Here is a 21,336-nt window from a genome sequence, read left to right as displayed (position 1 = left end):
AAGCCTCACAAAACCGCTTTCGGGTAGGAGCCCAGCACTTTGAGTGCCACGGCTTCCTGACTGATCTTCTCCAGCACGCCCTTGACCAGCGGGTCGCGGTGGTGGCCGATGAAGTCGATAAAGAACACGTAGGTCCATTTACCGCTGCGCGAAGGACGAGTCTCGATGCGCGTCAGGTCAATCCCGTTGTCGTGGAATGGCACCAGCAGCTCATGCAACGCGCCGGGCTTGTTGCTCATGGAAACGATGATCGAAGTCTTGTCGTCGCCGGTTGGCGGCACTTCCTGGCTGCCGATCATCAAGAAGCGCGTGGAGTTGTCCGGGCGGTCCTCGATTTTCTCGGCCAAGCGTGTCAGCCCGTAGAGGCCCGCAGCCATATCGCCGGCAATCGCCGCCGAGTTCCACTCACCCTTGACCCGCTTGGCCGCTTCGGCGTTGCTGGACACCGCCACGCGCTCGACATTCGGGTAGTGGGCGTCCAGCCACTTGCGGCACTGGGCCAGGGACTGAGCGTGAGAGTAGATACGGCTGATGCTGTCGGTCTTGGTGTTCTCGCCCACCAGCAGGTGGTGGTGAATACGCAACTCGACTTCGCCACAGATCACCATGTCGTGCTCGAGGAAGCTGTCCAGCGTGTGGTTGACCGCGCCTTCAGTGGAGTTTTCCACCGGCACCACACCAAAATTCACCGCGCCGGCCGCCACTTCGCGGAACACTTCGTCGATGGCCGCCATCGGCTTGCTGATCACCGCGTGGCCGAAGTGCTTCATGGCCGCCGCCTGGGTGAAAGTGCCTTCGGGGCCCAGGTAGGCCACTTTCAGCGGCTGCTCAAGGGCAAGGCACGAAGACATGATTTCACGGAACAACCGCGCCATCTCCTCATTGCCCAGCGGCCCCTTGTTGCGCTCCATCACGCGCTTTAGCACCTGGGCTTCGCGCTCAGGCCGGTAGAACACCGGCACTTCGCCTTCCGCCAGGGACGCCATTTTCACCCGAGCCACTTCCTGGGCGCAGCGCGCGCGCTCACTGATCAGCTCCAGGACTTTCTCGTCCAGGCTGTCAATGCGTACGCGCAGGGCTTTGAGTTCTTGCTCAGACATTAGCCGTGTTCCTTTTCGAACTCTGCCATGTAGGCAACCAGCGCGTTGATGGCGTGGATGTCGACAGCGTTATAAATGGAGGCGCGCATACCACCGACCGAGCGGTGGCCCTTGAGGTTCAGCAAGCCACGCTCGTCGGCGCCGGCCAGGAACGGCTTGTCCAGGCGATCATCGGCCAGGCGGAACGGCACGTTCATCCACGAGCGGTCGGTAAGGTTGATCGGGTTGCTGTACAGGCCGCTGGCATCGATGAAGTCGTACAGGGTGCGCTTCTTCTCTTCGTTGCGCTTGCCCATCGCAGCCACACCGCCCTGCTCCTTGAGCCATTCGAAGACCAGGCCGGACAGGTACCAGGCAAACGCCGGCGGGGTGTTGTACATCGAGCCGTTATCGGCCGCGACCTTGTAGTTGAGCATGGTCGGGCACAGCGAACGGGCGCGGCCGAGCAGGTCTTCGCGGATGATATTGACCAGGATGCCGCTCGGGCCGATGTTCTTTTGCGCACCGGCGTAGATCATGCCATACCGGGACACGTCGATCGGGCGCGAGAGGATGTCCGAGGACATGTCGCACACCAGCGGAACGTCACCGACTTCAGGCACCCAATCAAATTCCAGGCCACCGATGGTTTCGTTCGCGACGTAGTGAACGTAGGCCGCGTCCTTCGTCAGCTTCCACTCGTTCTGACCTGGAATGGCGAAGTAGTCGTAGGGCTTGGCGGTACCGGCCACATTGACGTGACCGTAGCGCGAGGCTTCTTCAATGGCTTTCTGCCCCCAGATACCGGTGTCGATATAGTCGGCAGTGCCCTCTTCGGGCAACAGGTTCAGTGGGATCTGAGCGAACTGCTGGCTCGCGCCGCCTTGCAGGAACAACACTTTGTAGTCGGAGGGGATGTCCAGCAAGTCGCGCAAGTCCTGCTCGGCCTTGGTGGCGATGGACACGAACTCATCGCTGCGATGGCTCATTTCCATCACGGAGAGGCCTTTTCCATGCCAGTCGAGGAGTTCACCCTGCGCACGCTGCAGGACTGCTTCAGGAAGCGCCGCGGGACCGGCACAGAAGTTATAGGCTCTCTTGCTCACATCCAATCTCACTCTGATCTGGTGGTAGTCACGCAAACATATCAGGCGACACCCGATCCAATGTGGGAGCGGGCTTGCTCGCGAAAGCGGTGGGTCAGTCAACTTATGTGCCGCTGACACTCCGCAATCGGGAGCAAGCCCCCTCCCACAGTTGGATTTTCATCGCTGTCGATATTTCCATCCGGACAAACAACAAGGGGGCGAATCTTCATCCGCCCCCTGTGTGTCCGCTTATTCCTGCGGTTCTTCTTCGTCTGCGGCAGCATCGAGGGTTGGCTCGTCGACGTTGTCATCGCCGGCTGCGATCACCTCGCCGTCGAACTCCTCGCCTTCCAGCTCTTCACCTTCAACTTCCGAAGGCTCCTGCACACGCTCCAGGCCGACCAGTTTTTCATCCTTGGCCAGCTTGATCAGGGTCACGCCCTGGGTATTACGGCCCAGGCTCGACACTTCAGCCACACGGGTACGCACCAGGGTGCCCTGGTCGGAAATCAGCATGATCTCCTCGCCATCAAGCACCTGTACCGCGCCAACCAGGCGGCCGTTGCGGTCGTTGCTGACCATGGCGATCACGCCCTGGCCGCCACGCTTGTACTCCGGGAACTCGCTGATGGCAGTGCGCTTGCCATAGCCACGCTCGGAAGCGGTGAGGATCTGGCTGCCTTCTTCCGGGATCAGCATCGAAATCAGCTTCTGCCCTTCCGGCAGGCGCATACCACGTACACCGCGGGCGGTACGGCCCATCGCGCGCACGTCGGATTCCTTGAAGCGCGTAACCTTGCCGCCATCGGAGAACAGCATGACTTCGCGCTCACCATCGGTAATGGCGGCGGAAATCAGTACGTCACCTTCATCCAGCTCCAGGGCGATCAGGCCCACGCTGCGTTGACGGCTGAAGGATTCCAGCGGGGTCTTCTTCACGGTGCCCTTGGCGGTGGCCATGAAGATGAAGTGACCTTCGGTGTATTCCTCGACCGGCAGCATGGTGGTGATGTATTCATCACTGTCCAGCGGCAGCAGGTTGACCAATGGGCGACCACGGGCAGCACGGGAGGCTTCCGGGATTTCGTAGGTTTTGAGCCAGTACACCTTGCCCTTGCTGGAGAACAGCAGCAGCGTGGTGTGGCTGTTGGCGACCAGCAGGTGAGCGATGTAGTCCTCATCCTTGACGCCGGTAGCCGATTTACCTTTACCGCCACGACGCTGGGCCTGATACGCAGCCAACGGCTGGGTCTTGGCATAGCCACCGTGGGAGATGGTCACCACACGCTCTTCTTCCGGGATCATGTCACCCAGGGTCAGGTCCAGGCGCGCATCGAGGATTTCGGTGCGGCGCACGTCGCCGTACTCGGCGCGGATCACTTCCAGTTCTTCGCGGATCACTTCCATCAGGCGCACAGCACTGCTGAGGATGCGGATCAACTCGCCGATCTGGTTGAGGATCTCCTGGTACTCGGCCAGCAGCTTCTCGTGCTCAAGGCCCGTGAGGCGGTGCAGGCGCAGTTCCAGGATGGCCTGGGCCTGCTCCGGCGACAGGAAGTACTTGCCTTCGCGCAGGCCGTATTGCGGGTCCAGGGTTTCCGGACGGCAAGAATCGGCGCCTGCGCGCTCAACCATGGCCACCACGGCACTGGATTCCCAAGGCGTGCTGATCAACGCTTCCTTGGCTTCCGACGGGGTTGGCGAGGCCTTGATCAGGGCGATCACCGGGTCGATGTTCGACAACGCAACGGCCTGGCCTTCCAGGATGTGGCCGCGCTCGCGAGCCTTGCGCAGTTCGAACACGGTACGGCGGGTGACCACTTCGCGACGGTGACGTACGAAGGCTTCCAGCAGGTCCTTGAGGTTCAGGATGCGTGGGCGGCCGTCGATCAGTGCAACCACGTTGATACCAAACACGCTTTGCAGCTGGGTCTGAGCGTAGAGGTTGTTGAGGATCACCTCAGGCACTTCGCCACGACGCAGTTCGATCACCACGCGCATACCGTCCTTGTCGGACTCGTCGCGCAGTTCGGTAATGCCTTCGAGCTTCTTCTCTTTAACCAGCTCGGCGATCTTCTCGATCAGACGCGCCTTGTTCAACTGGTACGGGAGTTCGGTGATGACGATCTGCTGGCGGCCACCGACCTTGTCGATGTCTTCGATCATCGAACGGGCGCGCATGTAAATGCGCCCGCGACCGGTGCGGTAGGCTTCGATGATGCCGGCGCGACCGTTGATGATCGCGGCGGTCGGGAAGTCCGGGCCGGGGATGTACTGCATCAGCTCATCGACAGTCAGCTCGGGGTTGTCGATAAGGGCCAGGCAACCGTCGATGACTTCACCGAGGTTGTGCGGCGGGATGTTGGTGGCCATGCCCACGGCGATACCGCTGGAGCCGTTGACCAGCAGGTTGGGGATCTTGGTGGGCATGACGGCCGGGATCATTTCGGTGCCGTCGTAGTTCGGCACCCAGTCCACGGTTTCTTTATGCAGGTCGGCCAGCAGCTCGTGCGCCAGCTTGGTCATGCGCACTTCGGTGTATCGCATGGCCGCGGCGTTGTCGCCGTCGACCGAACCGAAGTTGCCCTGGCCGTCTACCAGCAGGTAGCGCAGGGAAAACGGCTGGGCCATCCGAACGATGGTGTCGTACACCGCAGTGTCGCCGTGAGGGTGATACTTACCGATCACGTCACCGACAACACGGGCAGATTTCTTGTACGGCTTGTTCCAGTCGTTACCCAGCTCGCTCATCGCGAACAGCACACGCCGGTGCACGGGCTTCAAGCCATCGCGCGCATCAGGCAGTGCCCGACCGACAATTACGCTCATCGCGTAGTCGAGGTAGGACTGTTTCAGCTCGTCTTCGATATTGACCGGGAGGATTTCTTTGGCCAGTTCGCCCATGAGAAGCCTGATTCCTTTTTCGGGTGAAACCTCGTCACATCCATTCGGGACGAACGAAGCTCGCCGCTGCCGGCACGGTGCCTGACAACGACTTACGACAAATCAACGAGTTATGACACGGATCTGCGCGTTATGAGCAACCCCTCGGGGCAGCCCTGGAAACCGCCGGATGTTATCACAATCGCCGCCACGCACCTATCCCCCTGATGCGCATGGAGGCTAGTAATTTGACGGATGACAGGCTTGAAGGGGACGAGAGGGGCTCAGAGGTGGGGTGATGCTGTTTTTTGAGGATGGATCCGAGGGTTTTATTGACTTTCGGGCCCAATCGGGGGCAAGCCCCCTCCCACACTTGAATTGTGAACACAGTCAAAATGTGGGAGGGGGCTTGCCCCCGATTGCTATTTCACAGACACCACTGTCCTCAATGCAGCCGCTTACGGCACATCAACCTGGCCAATTTGGCAGTATCCGGCCGCTCGACCACGCCTTTCTCGGTCACGATCACATCAATCAGGTCGGCCGGGGTCACATCAAATACCGAATTAAACCCATCCACCTCCAGGCGCTGCCCCATGACGTGCAGCAGCTCAGCGGGATCGCGCGCCTCCAGTGCAACATCATCGCCAGTAGCCATCATCAAATCGAGCGTCGAACTCGACGCCACCACCATAAAGCGCACGCCATGGTGCATGGCACAGACGGCCAGCTGATAAGTGCCGATCTTGCTGATCACGTCGCCATTGGCAGCAATACAGTCAGCACCGACCACCACCCAGGTCACGCCTTTGGTCTTGAGGATATGCGCCCCGGCGGAGTCGGCATTCACCGTCACCGGGATGCCCTCGCCCGCCAACTCCCACGCCGTCAGGCGCGAGCCTTGCAGCCATGGACGGGTTTCGTTGACATAGACCTGCTCGACCAGCCCCTCCAGGAACGCCGCACGAATCACGCCGTGGGCCGTGCCGACACCGCCCGTGGCCAATGCACCGGCGTTGCCATGGGTGAGGATCGCCTGGGCGTTGCCCTGGTGCTTGCGAATCCGCTCCATACCCAACTGGGCCATGACCACATTGGCCTCCCGGTCGCTTTCATGGATCACAATGGCCTGGGCTTCCAGCACGGTAACCGGGTCGGCGTGCTGCTTGAGGCGGTCCAGGCAGTCGCGCATATTCTTGAGTGCCCAGAACAGATTCGACCCGGTCGGGCGGCTATCGGCCAGCAGCGCGTAGTCTTCTTCCCACGCTGCCTGCCAGTCGCCACCCTCGGCAATGCGCTCACGGGCAGCCAGCACCAGGCCATAGGCGGCACTGATGCCGATGGCTGCTGAGCCCCGCACCACCATCGAACGAATGGCCTCGGCCACCGCCGCGACGGTATGGCAGGCCACCCAGCTCTCCCGGGACGGCAACACGCGCTGATCGAGCAGGTACAGCGCGCCGTCACGCCAATCGATGGCCTTCACTTTCTCTGCAGCCAACAGTCGGTCGCGCATCCCTTACCCCGCACTCATGAACAAAAGCCGCGGATTATAGCGATCCGCCAGCCAGGACGCTCGGGTATACTTCGCCCTTCTTTTATAGCTGCCTGGGAAGAAGCCTGCGATGACCTCCACTGCCGCCCCGCTCGACGTGTTGCTCTTGCCGACCTGGCTGGTACCGGTCGAACCTGCCGGCGTGGTGCTCAAAGAGCATGGTCTGGGCATCCGCGATGGGCGCATTGCCTTTATCGGCCCACGGGCCGCCGCATTGAAGCTGGCGGCCAATGAGGTGCGCGAACTGCCCGGCATGTTGCTCAGCCCCGGCTTGATCAACGCCCACGGCCATGCGGCAATGAGCCTGTTCCGTGGCTTGGCCGATGACCTGCCGTTGATGACCTGGCTGGAAAAACACATCTGGCCGGCCGAAGCCAAATGGGTCGATGAAGCCTTTGTGCGCGACGGCACCAACCTGGCCATCGCCGAACAGATCAAGGGCGGCATCACCTGCTTCTCCGACATGTACTTCTTCCCCAAGGTCGCCAGCGATTGCGTGCACAATAGCGGTATGCGCGCGCAGATCGCCATGCCGATCCTCGACTTCCCGATTCCCGGCGCCAGCACTGCCGACGAGGCGCTTCGCCAGGGCATCGAGCTGTTCGGCGACCTCAAGCACCACCCGCGCATCAAGATCACCTTCGGCCCTCACGCGCCCTACACCGTGTGCGACGCCAACCTGGAAAAGATCCGGGTGATCGCTGAAGAGCTGGACGCCGCGATCCATATGCATGTGCATGAAACCGCCTTTGAAGTACAACAAGCCGTGGAGCAGACCGGCGAGCGGCCATTGGCGCGCCTGGGTCGCCTCGGCTTGCTCGGGCCGCGCTTCCAGGCCGTTCACATGACCCAAATCAGCGAAGAAGACTTGGCTTTGCTGGTAGAAAGCAACACCAGCGTCATCCATTGCCCGGAATCGAACCTGAAACTGGCCAGCGGCTTTTGCCCGGTTGAGCGCTTGTGGCAGGCTGGGGTCAATGTGGCCATCGGCACCGACGGCGCCGCCAGCAACAATGACCTGGACCTGCTGGGCGAAACCCGTACCGCCGCGATGCTGGCCAAGGCCGTCGCCGGCTCGGCCACCGCCCTGGACGCCCACCGTGCCCTGCGCATGGCAACGCTCAACGGTGCACGGGCCATGGGCCTGGAAAGCGAGATTGGCTCGCTGGAAGTCGGCAAGGCCGCAGATATAGTCGCCTTCGATCTGTCGGGGCTGGCGCAACAACCGATCTACGATCCGGTCTCACAGCTTATATATGCCACCGGACGCGATTGCGTGAAACACCTTTGGGTCGCCGGCAAGCTATTGCTCGACGACCGGCAATTGACCCGCATGGATGAACAACAGTTGACCGCCACCGCCATTGCCTGGGGCCAACGCATCAGCGGGCACAGCGAATAACGAAGGTGCTGAGCCCATGCGCTCGGCACCCACTCACCGATTTTTCAGATTTAGAGGATTCATCATGAGCAACGTCGACCACGCCGAAATCGCCAAATTCGAAGCCCTCGCCCACCGCTGGTGGGACCGCGAGAGCGAGTTCAAACCCCTGCACGACATCAACCCGTTGCGGGTCAACTGGATTGACGAGCGCGTCAACCTGGCCGGCAAGAAGGTGCTGGACGTGGGTTGCGGCGGCGGCATCCTCAGCGAAGCCATGGCCCAGCGCGGCGCGACCGTGATGGGCATCGATATGGGCGAAGCGCCATTGGCCGTGGCGCAGTTGCACCAGCTCGAATCCGGCGTGAGCGTGGAATACCGCCAGATCACCGCCGAAGCCCTGGCCGAGGAAATGCCCGAGCAGTTCGACGTGGTGACCTGCCTTGAGATGCTGGAACACGTGCCGGACCCATCCTCGGTCATCCGTGCGTGCTTCCGTATGGTCAAGCCGGGCGGCCAGGTGTTCTTCTCCACCATCAACCGCAACCCCAAGGCTTACCTGTTCGCGATCATTGGCGCCGAATACATCATGAAGCTGCTGCCGCGTGGCACCCATGACTTCAAGAAATTCATCCGCCCCTCGGAGCTGGGTGCGTGGAGCCGTCAGGCCGGGCTGACCGTCAAGGACATCATCGGCCTGACCTACAACCCGCTGACCAAGCACTACAAGCTGGCCAGCGATGTTGACGTCAACTACATGATCCAGACCCTGCGCGAGGAGTAAGCCTGTGAAGTTGCGAGCGGTTCTCTTCGACATGGACGGTACCCTGCTGGATACCGCGCCGGACTTTATCGCCACCTGCCAGGCCATGCGCGCCGACCGCGGCCTGGAACCGATCAACCCGCAGCACATCCGCGATGAAATCTCCGGCGGTGCGCGGGCGATGGTTGCCGTGACCTTTTCGATGGATCCTGAATCGCCAGGCTTTGAAGAGCTGCGCCAGGAATTCCTCGATCGCTACCTCAAGGGCTGCGCGGTGCACAGCAAACTGTTCGACGGCATGGCCGAGTTGCTGGAAGACATCGAGAAGGCCAAGTTGATCTGGGGTGTGGTCACCAACAAGCCCGTGCGCTTTGCCGAACCGATCATGCAGCAACTGGGCCTGGCCGAGCGCTCGGCCGTGCTGATCTGCCCGGACCACGTGAAGAACAGCAAGCCGGACCCGGAGCCGATGATTCTGGCGTGCAAGCTGCTCGACCTGGACCCAGCGAGCGTATTGTTCGTGGGCGATGACCTGCGTGATATCGAATCCGGCCGCGATGCCGGTACGCGCACGGCGGCGGTCACCTATGGCTATATCCACCCGGATGACAACCCGCGTCACTGGGGCGCGGATGTGGTGGTGGATCACCCGCTGGAATTGCGCAAGGTGCTGGATAACGCGCTGTGCAGTTGCTGATGGCTCCCACACTCTAATGACCCATGAAGATTAAAAAATGTGGGAGGGGGCTTGCTCCCGATAGCTGTGGGTCAGTCAGTAAATGCAGTGACTGACACACTGCTATCGGGAGCAAGCCCCCTCCCACATTGGATTTTCAATGCACTCAAAATTGGTATTACCTACTGAATTTTGTCGAGGCTATTTATGTTTGATTATTCTGCCCCTCCAGAACTGCTCAAAGGCCGGGTCATCCTGGTCACCGGCGCCGGCCGCGGGATTGGCGCAGCAGCGGCAAAGACCTATGCCGCCCATGGCGCGACCGTGCTGTTGCTGGGCAAGACCGAAGCCAACCTGGCCCAGGTGTATGACCAGATCGAAGCCGCCGGCCAGCCGCAACCGGTGGTGATCCCGTTCAACCTGGAGACCGCCCTGCCCCATCAATACGATGAGCTGGCGGCGATGATCGAAAAAGAGTTCGGCCACCTCGACGGCCTGTTGCACAACGCCTCGATCATCGGCCCACGCACGCCTATCGAGCAGTTGTCCGGCGAGAATTTCATGCGCGTGATGCATGTGAACGTCAACGCGATGTTCATGCTGACCAGCACCTTGCTGCCGCTGCTCAAGCTGTCCCAGGATGCATCGGTGGTGTTCACCTCCAGCAGCGTCGGGCGCAAGGGGCGGGCGTATTGGGGGGCTTATGGTGTATCGAAGTTTGCCACCGAAGGCTTGATGCAAACCCTGGCCGATGAGCTGGAAGATGTAGCGGCAGTGCGCGCCAACAGCATCAACCCGGGCGGTACACGCACGAGTATGCGGGCCCAGGCGTATCCCGGTGAAAACCCGATGGAAAGGCCAGCACCGGAAGAGATCATGCCGGTGTACCTGTACCTGATGGGGCCGGAAAGTGCCGGCATCAATGGACAGGCATTTGATGCGCAGTAAGCCCTGACACACTGCAAAAAATGTGGGAGCTGGCTTGCCTGCGATAGCATCACTGCGGTGTAACTGAAGCACCAAGGTGTCTGCATCGCAGGCAAGCCAGCTCCCACACTGCTTTGTGGTGTAGTCAAAAACTCAGTTTTTCACCACTTCCTCAAGGGTGAAGCGCCCCAGAGGATTCTGCAGGAAGTTGCTCACATTCTTGCGTGAAATATTGATGTACGGGCTGTAGTACAGGTCAATCCAGTTCACATCCTGTTTCGCCAGTTTCTGCAACTCGACATACATCTGCTCACGCTTGGCCGGGTCTGCCTCGACTCGCGCCGCAGCTACCAGCGCCTTGACCTTGTCGTTCTTGTAGCGGGTCATGTAGTTCTGGTTGGTGTCGTGGCCCAGCACGAAGGTGGTCTTCTGGTCCGGGTCGAGGATATCGTTGGTCCAGTACATCACCGAAATATCGTACTCACCGTCCACCAGCATCTGCCAGCTTTGGGTCGGGTCAACCTTTTGCAGGTTGGCGGTCACACCGACCTTGGCCAACTGGTCCTTGATGATCACCGCAATCTGCTCGTCGGCCTCGTTGCCGGCGTTGACCACGTAGTTGAGCTTCAAGTCCTTGGCACCAGCCTCCTCCAGCAGTTTCCTGGCCTCAGTCGGGTCATAAGGACGTTGCAGGTTGTTGGCGTAGTGGTACAGCGAGCCTTTGGGAATGTAGGAATACGCCACGGTGCCTTGACCGTAAGTAGCGGTTTTCACCAGCGATTGTTTGTCGATGGCCATGTCCAATGCCTGGCGCACCTGCGGCTTGGCGAGCAAGCCGTGCTCGTGGTTGATCAACAAGTGATCTTCACGGGTGGACGGGTCGGCGTGGATCACCACGTTCTTGTCTTTCTTCAGCTCTTCGACCCGCGAGAACGGTACGAAGATCGCCGTGTCGAGTTCGTTGTTCTGCACCATGCGCATACGGGTGTTGTCGTCGGTCACCGACACCCACTCCACGCCGTCGAGGCTGACGTTATTGGCCTGCCAGAAATTCGGGTTCTTCTTCAGGATCACCCGGTCGCCCTTGCGCCACTCTTCCACGGTAAACGCGCCGGACGTCACCGGGTTTTCCGAGTAGGCGTCTTCACCCATCGTGGTCATGGCTTTTTCCGACAAGATCGACACCGTCGGCGACGCCAATTGCGAGAGGAAGGCCACCGCCGGGGTTTTCAAAGTGACCACCAGGGTCTTCGCATCGCTGGCCTTGGCGGTGTTGATCAGGCTGAACGGATCGCTCCACAACGACGCCTTGTTGTCACGAATGCGCAGCAGGCTGAACGCCGCGTCGGCGGCGGTGATCTTTGATCCGTCGGAGAACTTCGCTTCGCGCAGTTTGAAGGTGTACGTCAGGCCGTCTTTGGAAATGTCCCAGCTTTCAGCCAGGCCCGGTTCCATCTTGGTGCCCAGGTTATCCACGCGCACCAGGGTGTCGTAGACGTTGGCAAATACCCAGGTGTCGCGGTTTTGCGCGCTTTTGATCGGGTCGAAGGTGGTGCTGTCTTCACGGCAGCCGATGGTGAGGACACCAGCGGCCTGGGCCAGTCCTGCGGTCAGCGACCAGGCGGTCAGCGTAGCGGCGGCGAGCAACTTCAAGTGGCGCGATTGCATATCACAACTCCTTGTTAATGAATGGCAGAGGTCAAGGCAAAGGTTCTTCAAGCACGCAACTGTACCGATGCTCGTGCAGGAAATGGGTCGGCGGCAACACCGCGGAACACACGGCTCGCGCATACCGGCAACGCGGGTGAAACGCACAGCCTGTAGGCAGATTCAGTGGGCTTGGTGGCTCACCCGGCAAGGGGTGCGCGGGCAATGGCCGATGCGGGTCAATCTCGGGAATCGCCTCGATCAACGCCGCCGTATACGGATGACGCGGCGTGGTGAACACCGCCTCCACCGGTCCTTCCTCGACGATCTTGCCCAGGTACATCACCGCCACGCGGTCGCACAGGCGCCGCACGATGGCCAGGTCATGGGCGATAAACAGGATCGCCAGGTTCATGCGTTGTTGCAGTTCCAGCAGCAAGTTGATGATCTGGCCCTGGATCGACACATCCAGCGCGGCCACGCATTCATCGGCAATGATCAGGCGCGGCTCCACCGCCAGTGCCCGGGCGATACCCACGCGCTGGCATTGGCCGCCGCTGAGGGAGCCCGGTTTGCGCCCGGCCAACTCGGGGCGCAGGCCCACCAACTCCAGCAGCTCATTGACGCGTGCCGGGATCTGCTCCACAGCCACCTTGCGCTGCACGCGCAACACCTCAGCGAGGGTTTCGCCAATGCTGTGCCGGGGGTTCAGCGCGGCGTACGGGTCCTGGAAAATCATCGCGGTTTCATGGCGCAGGCGGGCGATGTCGATGGCGCTGCCGTGCGCCATATCGATACCGTCAAACAGCACCTGGCCGGCGCTGATCGGGTTGAGGTGCAAAATCGCCCGGCCCAGGGTGCTCTTGCCGCTGCCGGACTCGCCCACCAAGCCGAGGGTTTCACCGGCGGCAAGGTTCAGCGACACCCCGTTCACCGCCCTCACCCACTGCTTGTTCAGGCCGAGCAGGCCACTGCCGGACGCGGCAAAGCGCACCTCCAGGTCCTTGATCTGCAACAGACTCATGGGCGACCTCCCAGTGGATAGTGACAGGCCACGCGTGCGCCTTGGGGCAACAGCTCGGTGCATAAGGCCCCGGCCTTCGGGCAACGCGGATTAAAGCGGCAACCGTCAGGCAAGGCATCGAGCAACGGCGGCTGGCCAGGGATGGTGCGCAACAAGGCATGACCGCTGCTGTGGGCCGGCTGGCAGTCGATCAGCCCAGCGGTATAGGGATGTTGCGGCCGCGCCAGCAGTTCGTATTTGCTGCCGTGCTCGCACAGGCGCCCGGCGTACATCACCGCGATGGAGTCGCAGGTTTGCGCGACCACGCCCAGGTCATGGGTGATCATGATGATCGACAGGCCACGCTGGTCGCGCAGGTCGAGCAACAGGCGCAGGATTTGCGCCTGCACCGTCACATCCAGGGCCGTGGTCGGCTCGTCGGCAATCAGCACTTTCGGGTTGCAGCCCAGGGCCACAGCGATCATCGCGCGCTGGCGCATACCGCCGGAAAACTCATGGGGATAGTTGTCGACCCGCGCCTGCGGGTCAGGAATCCCGACCTGGCGCAGCACCTCGATAGCCTGCAAGCGGGCGTCCTTTTTCGACGCACCTTGATGCAGGCGGATGCCCTCGGCGATCTGCTCGCCGATGCGCATCAGCGGATCCAGGTGGCTGCTGGGGTTCTGGAAGATCATGCCCAGTTGCCCGCCACGCACGGCGCGCATACCGGCGTCATCCAGTTGCAGCAGGTCCTGGCCGGCCAGGCGTACGGCGCCGCCTTGCACACGCAGGCCGGGCGATGGCAGCAGGCGCATCAAGCCGCGGCAGGCCATGGTCTTGCCCGACCCGCTCTCACCCACCAGGCCGAGAATCTCACCTTCGGCCAGGTCGAAGGACACGCGATCCACCAAGGTGACATCACGCCCGCTGTTGTTGGCGATCACGCTGAGGTCGCGCACTTGCAGCAGGCTCACGAGCGGTCCCCCAACACTTGCGCGACACCGTCGGCCAACAGGCTGAAGCCCATGGCCAGGGTCACAATGGCCAACCCCGGGAAGGTGCAGATCCACCAGGCCGTGGTGATAAAGGCTTGCCCCTCGGCCACCATCGTCCCCCATTCCGCGGTAGGCGGTTGCACGCCCAGGCCCAGGTAACTCACGGCGGCGCCGTTGAGCAGCACCAGCACCGCGTCGGACATGGAAAACACGATGGAGCCAAACAGGGCATTGGGCAGCAAATGCAGGAACAGAATGCGCCCATGGCCAAACCCCAGGCTCTTGGCGGCCAGGGCAAACTCGCTTTCCTTGAGCACCAGGATCTGCGAGCGAATCAACCGCGCATACGACACCCAGCCCACCAGTGCCATGGCGATATAAAAGCTCTGCAAGCCAGGCCCCAGAATGGCCATGATCGCCAGCATCAGCACCAGGAACGGGAACGCCAGCACCACATCGATCACGCGCATACAGAAACTGTCGAAACGCCCACCCACATAACCGGACACCGCGCCGACGAAAGTGCCGATGATGAACGGGAAGATCACCCCGACAATCGCCAGTTGCAGGTCGATGCGCGCGCCCCAGATCACCCGCGATAACACATCCCGGCCGTAATTGTCGGTACCCAGCGGATGGGCAAGGCTGGGCGCCAGCAAACTCATGTCGGTGTTTTGCGCGATGGGGTCAAACGGTGCGATCCACGGCGCAAACAGCGCCAGGGCCAGCCACGTCAACAGGATCAGCAGGCCCCAGGCGGCGGTCAGGCGGCCATTGCGAAAGCCAAAGCGCAGGCGCAAGCGCCAGGGTGCAATCAGTGGGCGGCCGCTCATTGCATCTTCACCCGTGGGTCGAGCGCTACCGTCACTATGTCGGCGACGAAGTTGACCACCACCGTGGCACAGGCCAGCACCATCGCCACGCCCTGCACCACCATGTAGTCACGGGTGAAAATACCGCGCACCAGCAATTGGCCGATGCCCGGAATCGCAAACAGGCTTTCGATGACCACCGTACCGCTGATCAGCCAGCCGATGTTGACCGCCAGCAGGTTGACGGCCGGCACCAGGGAGTTGGGCAGCACATGCCGACGAAACACCGCAGCCTCGGACAAGCCTCGGGCCCGGGCGGCGGTGACATGATCGGCCTGCAGCTCCATCAACATACTCGCCCGCAGGTTGCGCACCAGCACCGCCGACAGCGCCAGGGCGATGGTCAGGCACGGCAACACCATATGGTGGGCCTTGTCCAGCCAGGTCCGCCCATAGCCAGACACCGGGAACAGGCCCCATTGCACGCTCAGCAGCAGGATCAGCATCAAGCCCAGCCAGAATGCCGGCATCCCCAGGCCGACCGTGGTGAAAACGCGGATCAGGTTGTCCGCCCAACCGCCTTTGTGGCGCGCCGCTACTGTCGCCAGCGGCACCGCGATCAGCAACGCCAGGGCCACGCTGCCCAGCACCAGCACCAGCGTCGGCTCGATGCGGGTAACGATCAGTTTCAGCGCGTCGACCTTGTACAGCAGCGATTGGCCGAGGTCGCCCTTGAGCAGGTTTTTCAGGAAGTAGAAGTATTGCAGCCACAAGGGCTGGTCGAGGCCGAACTGGGCACGGATTTTCAGCAGCGCATCCGGCGTACTGCGCGAGCCAAGCAAAGCCCGCGCTGGGTCGCCGGGGATCGAGCGCACCAACACAAAAGTGATCAGGCTGATGCCAAACAGCACCGGCAGCAGTTGCAACGGCCGGGACAGGACAAAACGGTAACGCGCCAGGTTCATCCGTCAGCCTCGGTTGCGAGCGAGAAAGTCCAGCAGCACCGGGAAGTACGCTTGAGGTTCCTCATAAAACGGCATATGGCTGCTATTGGGGAATACGTGCAGTTCGGCGTGTGTGGCGGCCAGCTTCATGCGCATGGCGCAGGCGGGGGTCAGTTCGTCGTGCTGGCCGGTAGTGATCAGGATCGGCATCCTGAATTCAGCCATCTCCTTGAGGCGGTTCCAGTCCTTGAGGTTGCCGATATAGAGGAACTCGTTGGGGCCCTGCATGGTTGCGTAGGGCCCCATGTTCCAGTCGCCCAGGGAGCGTTTGAGCGGCTCCGGCCACTCGTCGAGGCGGCACACATGACGGTAGTTGAGCAAGGTGATGGCGGCCTGGTATTGCGGGTGGTCGAGGGTGCCCATGGCTTCGTGGCGTTGCATCATGGCCACGGTTTCGCTGCCCAGGGCGCCTCGCAGGCGTTCGAGTTCCTGGGACAGATGGGGAATGTCGCCGACGGTATTTTCCAGGATCAGGCTTTTCAGCGCATCGGGATAATGGATGGCGTATTCGATACCGAGCCAACCGCCCCAGGAATGCCCGAGCAAATGCACGCGGCCCAGGCCCAGGGCTTGGCGCACGGTCTCGACTTCTTCGACATAACGGCGGATTTCCCACAGCGCAACATCGGTCGGTCTGGCTGATGCGCCCGTGCCAAGCTGGTCGAATGCAACCACTCGCAGGTTATGCGCTTTGAGCCAGCCATGAGCGTCACGCAGATAGTCACACGGCAGGCCTGGGCCGCCGTTGAGACACAGCAGCACTTCATCGCCTTCGCCAAAGCTGTAGACCACGAGGTTATGGCCGTCGACTTGTACGTTGTACTGCTGGTCGGGGGCAATTTCACGCCACATGCATACATTCCTTGTGTTGTATCGGCCTGGCGGGTAGCGGCCGTTTATCAGGTCAACACTACCGAGGATACCGTGCGTCCATAACCTAGTATTTCCTATAGGTTTGGCCTGGCTGTCCTTCGCCGGGGCGTGGCATTCTACTTGCAGCAAGTCGAGATTCAAATGAATTCGGGAGCAGAACGGATGCTGGCCAAGCTGACCGCCTTCAATAATCGCCTCATGCCGGGCAGGAGCCTGGATGAACAGATGGACAATACGTTTATTCTCGCCCAACAACTGGGCTTCGATGCGCTGGTGTACGACTACACGCCGGTGCCCATCGACCTCAATGGCACGCTGATTACCCCCTCGGTGTTGCAACTGCGCAACACACCGCCCGACTGGCACGCCTTATGGTGCAGCGAAGGGTTTTACCAGATCGACCCGGTGCAGCACCTGGCGTTGAGCACGGTATCGCCGTTTGTCTGGTCCTATGAAGCGAAAACCGAGACCGCCCTGCAAAAAATCATCGACCCGTGCCACGCCCCCGTTTCCTCGTACCTGCACGAACGTGAACTGACCTGCGGCGTCAGCGTGCCCATTCACTTGCCCCGTGGTGGCTTCGCATCGCTGACCGGCCTGCGCACCGGCAAGGCGCGCACGGTATTGAAGGACGCACAGCACACATTGGCCGACTTCAGCCTGATCACCCATGCCCTGCAGGAAGCGGCTTACCCGTTGTTCAGCAAGGAACTGCGCGCCTACCCGCACATCCACCTGACCAAACGCGAACGCGAATGCCTGAAATGGGCCGCCGATGGGCTGACCGCCGCCGAAATCGCCACCAAACTGAGCCGCTCCCTGGCAGTCGTCACCCTGCACCTGGCCTCGGCCATGCACAAACTGGGGGCCAAGAACCGCGTCCAAGCGGTGGTGCGGGCCACGCATTACCGCTTGCTGGAAGGTTGAGTTTTCGCAAAAACCTAGCTGTTTTGCTAGTTACCTAAACTTTTTGTTCAGATTATCGTAACCCTGATCATTTTTTTCAGGGGTACGAAATGGAATTCATCGAAAAAGTTCGCGAAGGCTTCGCACCCTTTGGCGCCTACCAGACCTGGTATCGCGTCACCGGTGACCTGGGCAAGGGCCGCACGCCGCTGGTGATCATCCATGGCGGCCCGGGCTGCACCCACGATTACGTCGATGCCTTCAAGGATGTCGCCGCCAGCGGCCACGCGGTGATCCACTATGACCAACTGGGCAACGGTCGCTCCACGCACCTGCCCCACAAAGATCCTTCGTTCTGGACCATCGGCCTGTTCCTCGACGAGTTGAACAACCTGCTGGACCACCTGCAGATCAGCGAGAACTACGCGATCCTCGGTCAATCCTGGGGCGGTATGCTGGGCAGCGAACACGCGATCTTGCAGCCCAAGGGCCTGCGCGCGTTTATCCCCGCCAACTCACCGACCTGTATGCGCACCTGGGTCAGCGAAGCCAATCGCCTGCGTAAACTGCTGCCCGAAGGTGTGCACGAAACCCTGCTCAAACATGAACAGGCCGGCACTTATCAAGACCCGGAATACCTGGCGGCCTCGCGGATTTTCTATGACCAGCACGTGTGCCGGGTCAACCCATGGCCCGAGGAAGTGGCGCGCACCTTCGCCCAGGTCGACGCAGACCCGACGGTGTACCACGCCATGAGCGGCCCGACTGAATTCCACGTGATCGGCAGCTTGAAGGACTGGAACGTGATTGGCCGCCTGGACGCGATCAAGGTGCCGACCCTGGTGATTTCCGGTAGGCATGACGAAGCCACACCGCTGGTGGTCAAGCCGTTTCTGGATGAGATAGCAGACGTGCGCTGGGCACTGTTTGAAGACTCCAGCCACATGCCCCATGTGGAAGAACGCCAGGCGTGCATGGGGACCGTGGTGAAGTTTTTGGATGAGGTGTGTTCAATGCCGCACGAAGCCCGCAAGGCTGGCTAGATTCCAATATGGGAGGGGGCTTGCTCCCGATGACGGTGTATCAGTCAATATCTTCAGTGGCTGACACACTGCTATCGGGAGCAAGCCCCCTCCCACATTTTTAGACCTCTGTGGTTTCGGGTTTTGCGGCTTTCTTCGAGGTATCCGCTACCAGAGGAATCTCCTTACCCTCTGCATCAAACAACTTCCCGCCCCGGTAATAATCCCCATCACGCAGCGCGGCCACGTCGCGAAAGCACAGGCTGCGCTCAGTCCCCGCCACAAACACTGACTGCTGGTCCGAGTTACCCGCGGTGAAGTGGTTGAACGCCAGGTTCAGCAGGATCGCCATGATTGCCGACGAACTGATGCCCGAGTGGAAGATGGTCGCGAACCAGCTCGGGAACTGATCGTAAAAGCTCGGCGCGGCGATGGGGATCATGCCAAAGCCGATGGACGTGGCAACGATGATCAGGTTCATGTTGTTGCGGTAATCCACCTTGGACAGCGTACGAATACCACTGGCCGCGACTGTGCCGAACAACACGATCCCCGCGCCACCCAGCACCGAGGTGGGCACCGCCGCGATCACCCGCCCCATAAAGGGCAACAGGCCCAGCACCACCAGGAACACCCCGCCGGTGGCCACCACAAAGCGGCTCTTCACACCGGTCACCGCCACAAGGCCGACATTCTGGGCGAACGCGCTTTGGGTGAACGAACCAAAGATCGGCGCGAACATACTCGACAGCATGTCGGCGCGCAGGCCATTGCCCAGGCGCTTGGAGTCAACCTTGGTGTCGATGATCTCGCCCACTGCGAGGATGTCCGCCGAAGTTTCCACCAGCGTCACCATCACCACGATGCACATGGAAATGATCGCGGCCACATGAAAGGTCGGCATACCAAAGTGGAAAGGTGTAGGAAAGCCAAACATCGGCCCTTGCGTGACGCTGGAGAAGTCAGCCATGCCAAGCAGTACGGCGATTACTGTGCCGATCACCATTGCCAGCAGGATCGACAAACGCGAGATGGTAGCGCTGCCGATTTTGCTCAATAGCAGCACCAGCACCAGAGTCAGGGCCGCGAGGCCGACATTCGACATACTGCCGAAATCCGCCGCACGGCTGTTGCCGCCCATGGCCCAGCGCGCAGCCACTGGCATCAGCGTCAGACCGATAGTGGTGATCACGATGCCGGTCACCAGTGGCGGAAAAAATTTGGTAATGCGTGAAAACACCGGGGTGATCAACAGGCCGATCAACGACGCGGCCATCACCGCACCGAGAATTGCCGGAATACCTCCCGCACCGTCGCTGCCGACAATCGCCACCATGGTCGCCACACCCGCGAACGACACGCCCTGCACCAGTGGCAACTGACAGCCGAAGAACGGCAGGCCAAGGGTTTGCAGCAACGTGGCCAAGCCACCGGCAAATAACGACGCGGCAATCAACAGACCAATATCCGCCGGCGACAACCCGGCGGCCTGGCCGACGATCAACGGCACGGCGACGATGCCGCCGTACATGGTGAGTACATGCTGCAGGCCGTAAGCCATGTTGGCGGCAACGCCCAGATTTTCATCTTCGGGCCGCTGCGGTGACGCCTTCGGGATAGTCATGGTGAGGGGTTCTCTGTTTTTGTTGTGCGCTCACTGTATGCAATATTCAGACTGTATGTCCATAGAGTTGTATACAATCAATCGAACAAGATACCCTCCCGCGGCGTTACAAAAATAATCCGGCCGTCATGAGCCAGAACGCCAAAGGACAAAAATAATGAAAAAGGCACTACAGGGCGCAACCGTTGCATTGACCCTTCTGGGCGGTGGTGAGGCTGTCGCGGTGGAATGGATGAACAACAGCGTAGGATTTCGCTACGGCCAGCACTTCACCAATCCGAACAACCCCGACGATTTCAGCAAGCGTATCTACAGCTTCACCCACGCCAGCGGCTACCGCTATGGCAGCAACTTCCTCAACCTCGATGTGTTTCTGTCCGATAGCCGTGACCCACGCAAGGGTACCGACCATGGCGGCAGCGAGGTGTATGCCGTGTACCGGCACCAGCTGTATGCCTCGCGCGTGTTCGATCTGCCGCCGGGCACCGGGTTGATCAAGGATTACGCCCTGACCCTGGGTTTCGACGCCAACCGCAACAACAACTTCGCCTCAGCCAAAAAGCGCGCGCTGGTGATCGGCCCGACCTTGAAGTTCAACACCGTCGGCGTGCTGGACCTGAGCCTGATGTACTACAAGGAAAAGAACCACACCGGCATTCCCGGCGCGCAAGAGTCGAACCACACCTTCGACGACACCTACATGCTTAACCTGACGTGGATGCGCCCGTTCGAGGTCGGCAACCACGCGGCGAAATTCCAGGGGTTTATCAATTACGTCGGGGAGAAAGGCGAGGACTATCATGGCCGCGATACCGCGCCGGAAGGGCTGATGCGTACCGCGCTTATGGTGGCGGTGCGGCCGGGGAAAAGCGTCAAGCCGAACCTGTACCTGGGGGTGGGCTATGAATACTGGCATAACAAATTCGGCGTGGACGGTGGCCGTGGCAGCCGCACCTCAACGCCGACGCTGAACATGGAAGTCACGTTCTAACTGAAGAAATGCAAAAAAATGTGGGAGGGGGCTTGCTCCCGATGGCGGTATGTCAGTGGCAAATGTGCTGGCTGATACACCGCTATCGGGAGCAAGCCCCCTCCCAC

18 protein-coding genes are annotated in these 21,336 nt (G+C 60.8%); 7 read left to right on the top strand and 11 right to left on the bottom strand.

Features of this window, described 5'->3' with window-relative positions; genetic code table 11:
• Positions 1 to 5: 5 nt before the first annotated feature.
• From pheA to mtnA, 4 genes are all read right to left on the bottom strand, one after another.
• The gene (pheA, locus tag FW800_RS01995) at positions 6 to 1,100 is read right to left on the bottom strand and encodes a prephenate dehydratase (RefSeq protein ID WP_003172650.1); all 1,095 of its coding nucleotides are present in this window, start codon (positions 1,098 to 1,100) and stop codon (positions 6 to 8) included.
• The gene (serC, locus tag FW800_RS01990; RefSeq protein WP_032877177.1) at positions 1,100 to 2,185 is read right to left on the bottom strand and encodes a 3-phosphoserine/phosphohydroxythreonine transaminase; all 1,086 of its coding nucleotides are present in this window, start codon (positions 2,183 to 2,185) and stop codon (positions 1,100 to 1,102) included. The genes pheA and serC overlap by 1 nt, the downstream gene beginning before the upstream one ends.
• Positions 2,186 to 2,416: 231 nt before the next feature.
• Entirely contained in the window at positions 2,417 to 5,071 is a 2,655-nt protein-coding gene (gene gyrA, locus FW800_RS01985) for a DNA gyrase subunit A (protein WP_005786294.1), read from the bottom strand.
• 424 nt (positions 5,072 to 5,495) lie between these two features.
• The gene (gene mtnA / locus FW800_RS01980; RefSeq protein ID WP_446436860.1) at positions 5,496 to 6,566 is read right to left on the bottom strand and encodes an S-methyl-5-thioribose-1-phosphate isomerase; all 1,071 of its coding nucleotides are present in this window, start codon (positions 6,564 to 6,566) and stop codon (positions 5,496 to 5,498) included.
• Between the two features lie 109 nt (positions 6,567 to 6,675).
• On the opposite strand from mtnA, the gene FW800_RS01975 reads away from it, so the two are divergent.
• From FW800_RS01975 to FW800_RS01960, 4 genes are all read left to right on the top strand, one after another.
• Positions 6,676 to 8,007: a TRZ/ATZ family hydrolase gene (locus FW800_RS01975; RefSeq protein ID WP_103733568.1), complete on the top strand. Its 1,332-nt coding sequence runs from the start codon at positions 6,676 to 6,678 to the stop codon at positions 8,005 to 8,007.
• A 64-nt stretch (positions 8,008 to 8,071) separates the two neighbouring features.
• Complete coding sequence (gene ubiG / locus FW800_RS01970; RefSeq protein ID WP_003172645.1) at positions 8,072 to 8,770, top strand: bifunctional 2-polyprenyl-6-hydroxyphenol methylase/3-demethylubiquinol 3-O-methyltransferase UbiG; 699 nt, start codon at positions 8,072 to 8,074, stop codon at positions 8,768 to 8,770.
• Positions 8,771 to 8,774: 4 nt separating this feature from the next.
• Positions 8,775 to 9,446, top strand: coding sequence for an N-acetylmuramic acid 6-phosphate phosphatase MupP (gene mupP, locus FW800_RS01965; protein WP_446436859.1), 672 nt, complete (start codon positions 8,775 to 8,777; stop codon positions 9,444 to 9,446).
• 186 nt (positions 9,447 to 9,632) lie between these two features.
• Positions 9,633 to 10,373, top strand: a complete 741-nt coding sequence (locus FW800_RS01960) for a YciK family oxidoreductase (protein WP_446436858.1) — start codon at positions 9,633 to 9,635, stop codon at positions 10,371 to 10,373.
• A 132-nt stretch (positions 10,374 to 10,505) separates the two neighbouring features.
• Here the strand turns inward: FW800_RS01960 and FW800_RS01955 are convergent, their stop codons facing one another.
• Genes FW800_RS01955 through FW800_RS01930 form a run of 6 tightly spaced genes read right to left on the bottom strand, consistent with a single transcriptional unit; the run spans position 10,506 to position 16,665 of the window.
• Entirely contained in the window at positions 10,506 to 12,020 is a 1,515-nt protein-coding gene (locus tag FW800_RS01955; protein WP_446436857.1) for an ABC transporter substrate-binding protein, read from the bottom strand.
• 31 nt (positions 12,021 to 12,051) lie between these two features.
• Positions 12,052 to 13,023, bottom strand: a complete 972-nt coding sequence (locus tag FW800_RS01950) for an ABC transporter ATP-binding protein (protein ID WP_032877183.1) — start codon at positions 13,021 to 13,023, stop codon at positions 12,052 to 12,054.
• The gene (locus tag FW800_RS01945; protein WP_446436856.1) at positions 13,020 to 13,976 is read right to left on the bottom strand and encodes an ABC transporter ATP-binding protein; all 957 of its coding nucleotides are present in this window, start codon (positions 13,974 to 13,976) and stop codon (positions 13,020 to 13,022) included. Before FW800_RS01945 ends, FW800_RS01950 begins: the two co-directional genes overlap by 4 nt.
• On the bottom strand, positions 13,973 to 14,830 hold the full coding sequence (locus FW800_RS01940) for an ABC transporter permease (RefSeq protein WP_446436855.1): 858 nt from the start codon (positions 14,828 to 14,830) through the stop codon (positions 13,973 to 13,975). The genes FW800_RS01945 and FW800_RS01940 overlap by 4 nt, the downstream gene beginning before the upstream one ends.
• The gene (locus FW800_RS01935; RefSeq protein ID WP_032877185.1) at positions 14,827 to 15,774 is read right to left on the bottom strand and encodes an ABC transporter permease; all 948 of its coding nucleotides are present in this window, start codon (positions 15,772 to 15,774) and stop codon (positions 14,827 to 14,829) included. Before FW800_RS01935 ends, FW800_RS01940 begins: the two co-directional genes overlap by 4 nt.
• 3 nt (positions 15,775 to 15,777) lie before the next feature.
• Complete coding sequence (locus FW800_RS01930) at positions 15,778 to 16,665, bottom strand: proline iminopeptidase-family hydrolase (protein ID WP_032877186.1); 888 nt, start codon at positions 16,663 to 16,665, stop codon at positions 15,778 to 15,780.
• Positions 16,666 to 16,848: 183 nt separating this feature from the next.
• On the opposite strand from FW800_RS01930, the gene FW800_RS01925 reads away from it, so the two are divergent.
• Both FW800_RS01925 and FW800_RS01920 read left to right on the top strand, forming a co-directional pair.
• Positions 16,849 to 17,613 carry a LuxR family transcriptional regulator gene (locus FW800_RS01925; RefSeq protein ID WP_005786276.1) on the top strand — a complete coding sequence of 255 codons (765 nt, stop codon included), beginning with the start codon at positions 16,849 to 16,851 and terminating at the stop codon, positions 17,611 to 17,613.
• A gap of 89 nt (positions 17,614 to 17,702) precedes the next feature.
• Complete coding sequence (locus tag FW800_RS01920) at positions 17,703 to 18,635, top strand: proline iminopeptidase-family hydrolase (RefSeq protein WP_446436854.1); 933 nt, start codon at positions 17,703 to 17,705, stop codon at positions 18,633 to 18,635.
• A 100-nt stretch (positions 18,636 to 18,735) separates the two neighbouring features.
• Here the strand turns inward: FW800_RS01920 and FW800_RS01915 are convergent, their stop codons facing one another.
• Positions 18,736 to 20,238: a nucleobase:cation symporter-2 family protein gene (locus FW800_RS01915; RefSeq protein WP_032877188.1), complete on the bottom strand. Its 1,503-nt coding sequence runs from the start codon at positions 20,236 to 20,238 to the stop codon at positions 18,736 to 18,738.
• Between the two features lie 157 nt (positions 20,239 to 20,395).
• Here FW800_RS01915 and FW800_RS01910 point away from each other — a divergent pair, with 157 nt between their 5' ends.
• Positions 20,396 to 21,229: a nucleoside-binding protein gene (locus FW800_RS01910; protein ID WP_446436853.1), complete on the top strand. Its 834-nt coding sequence runs from the start codon at positions 20,396 to 20,398 to the stop codon at positions 21,227 to 21,229.
• Positions 21,230 to 21,336: the final 107 nt, after the last annotated feature.

It is taken from the genome of Pseudomonas sp. 910_23 (assembly GCF_052850795.1).
This window is presented reverse-complemented; position numbering and strand designations above follow the sequence as displayed.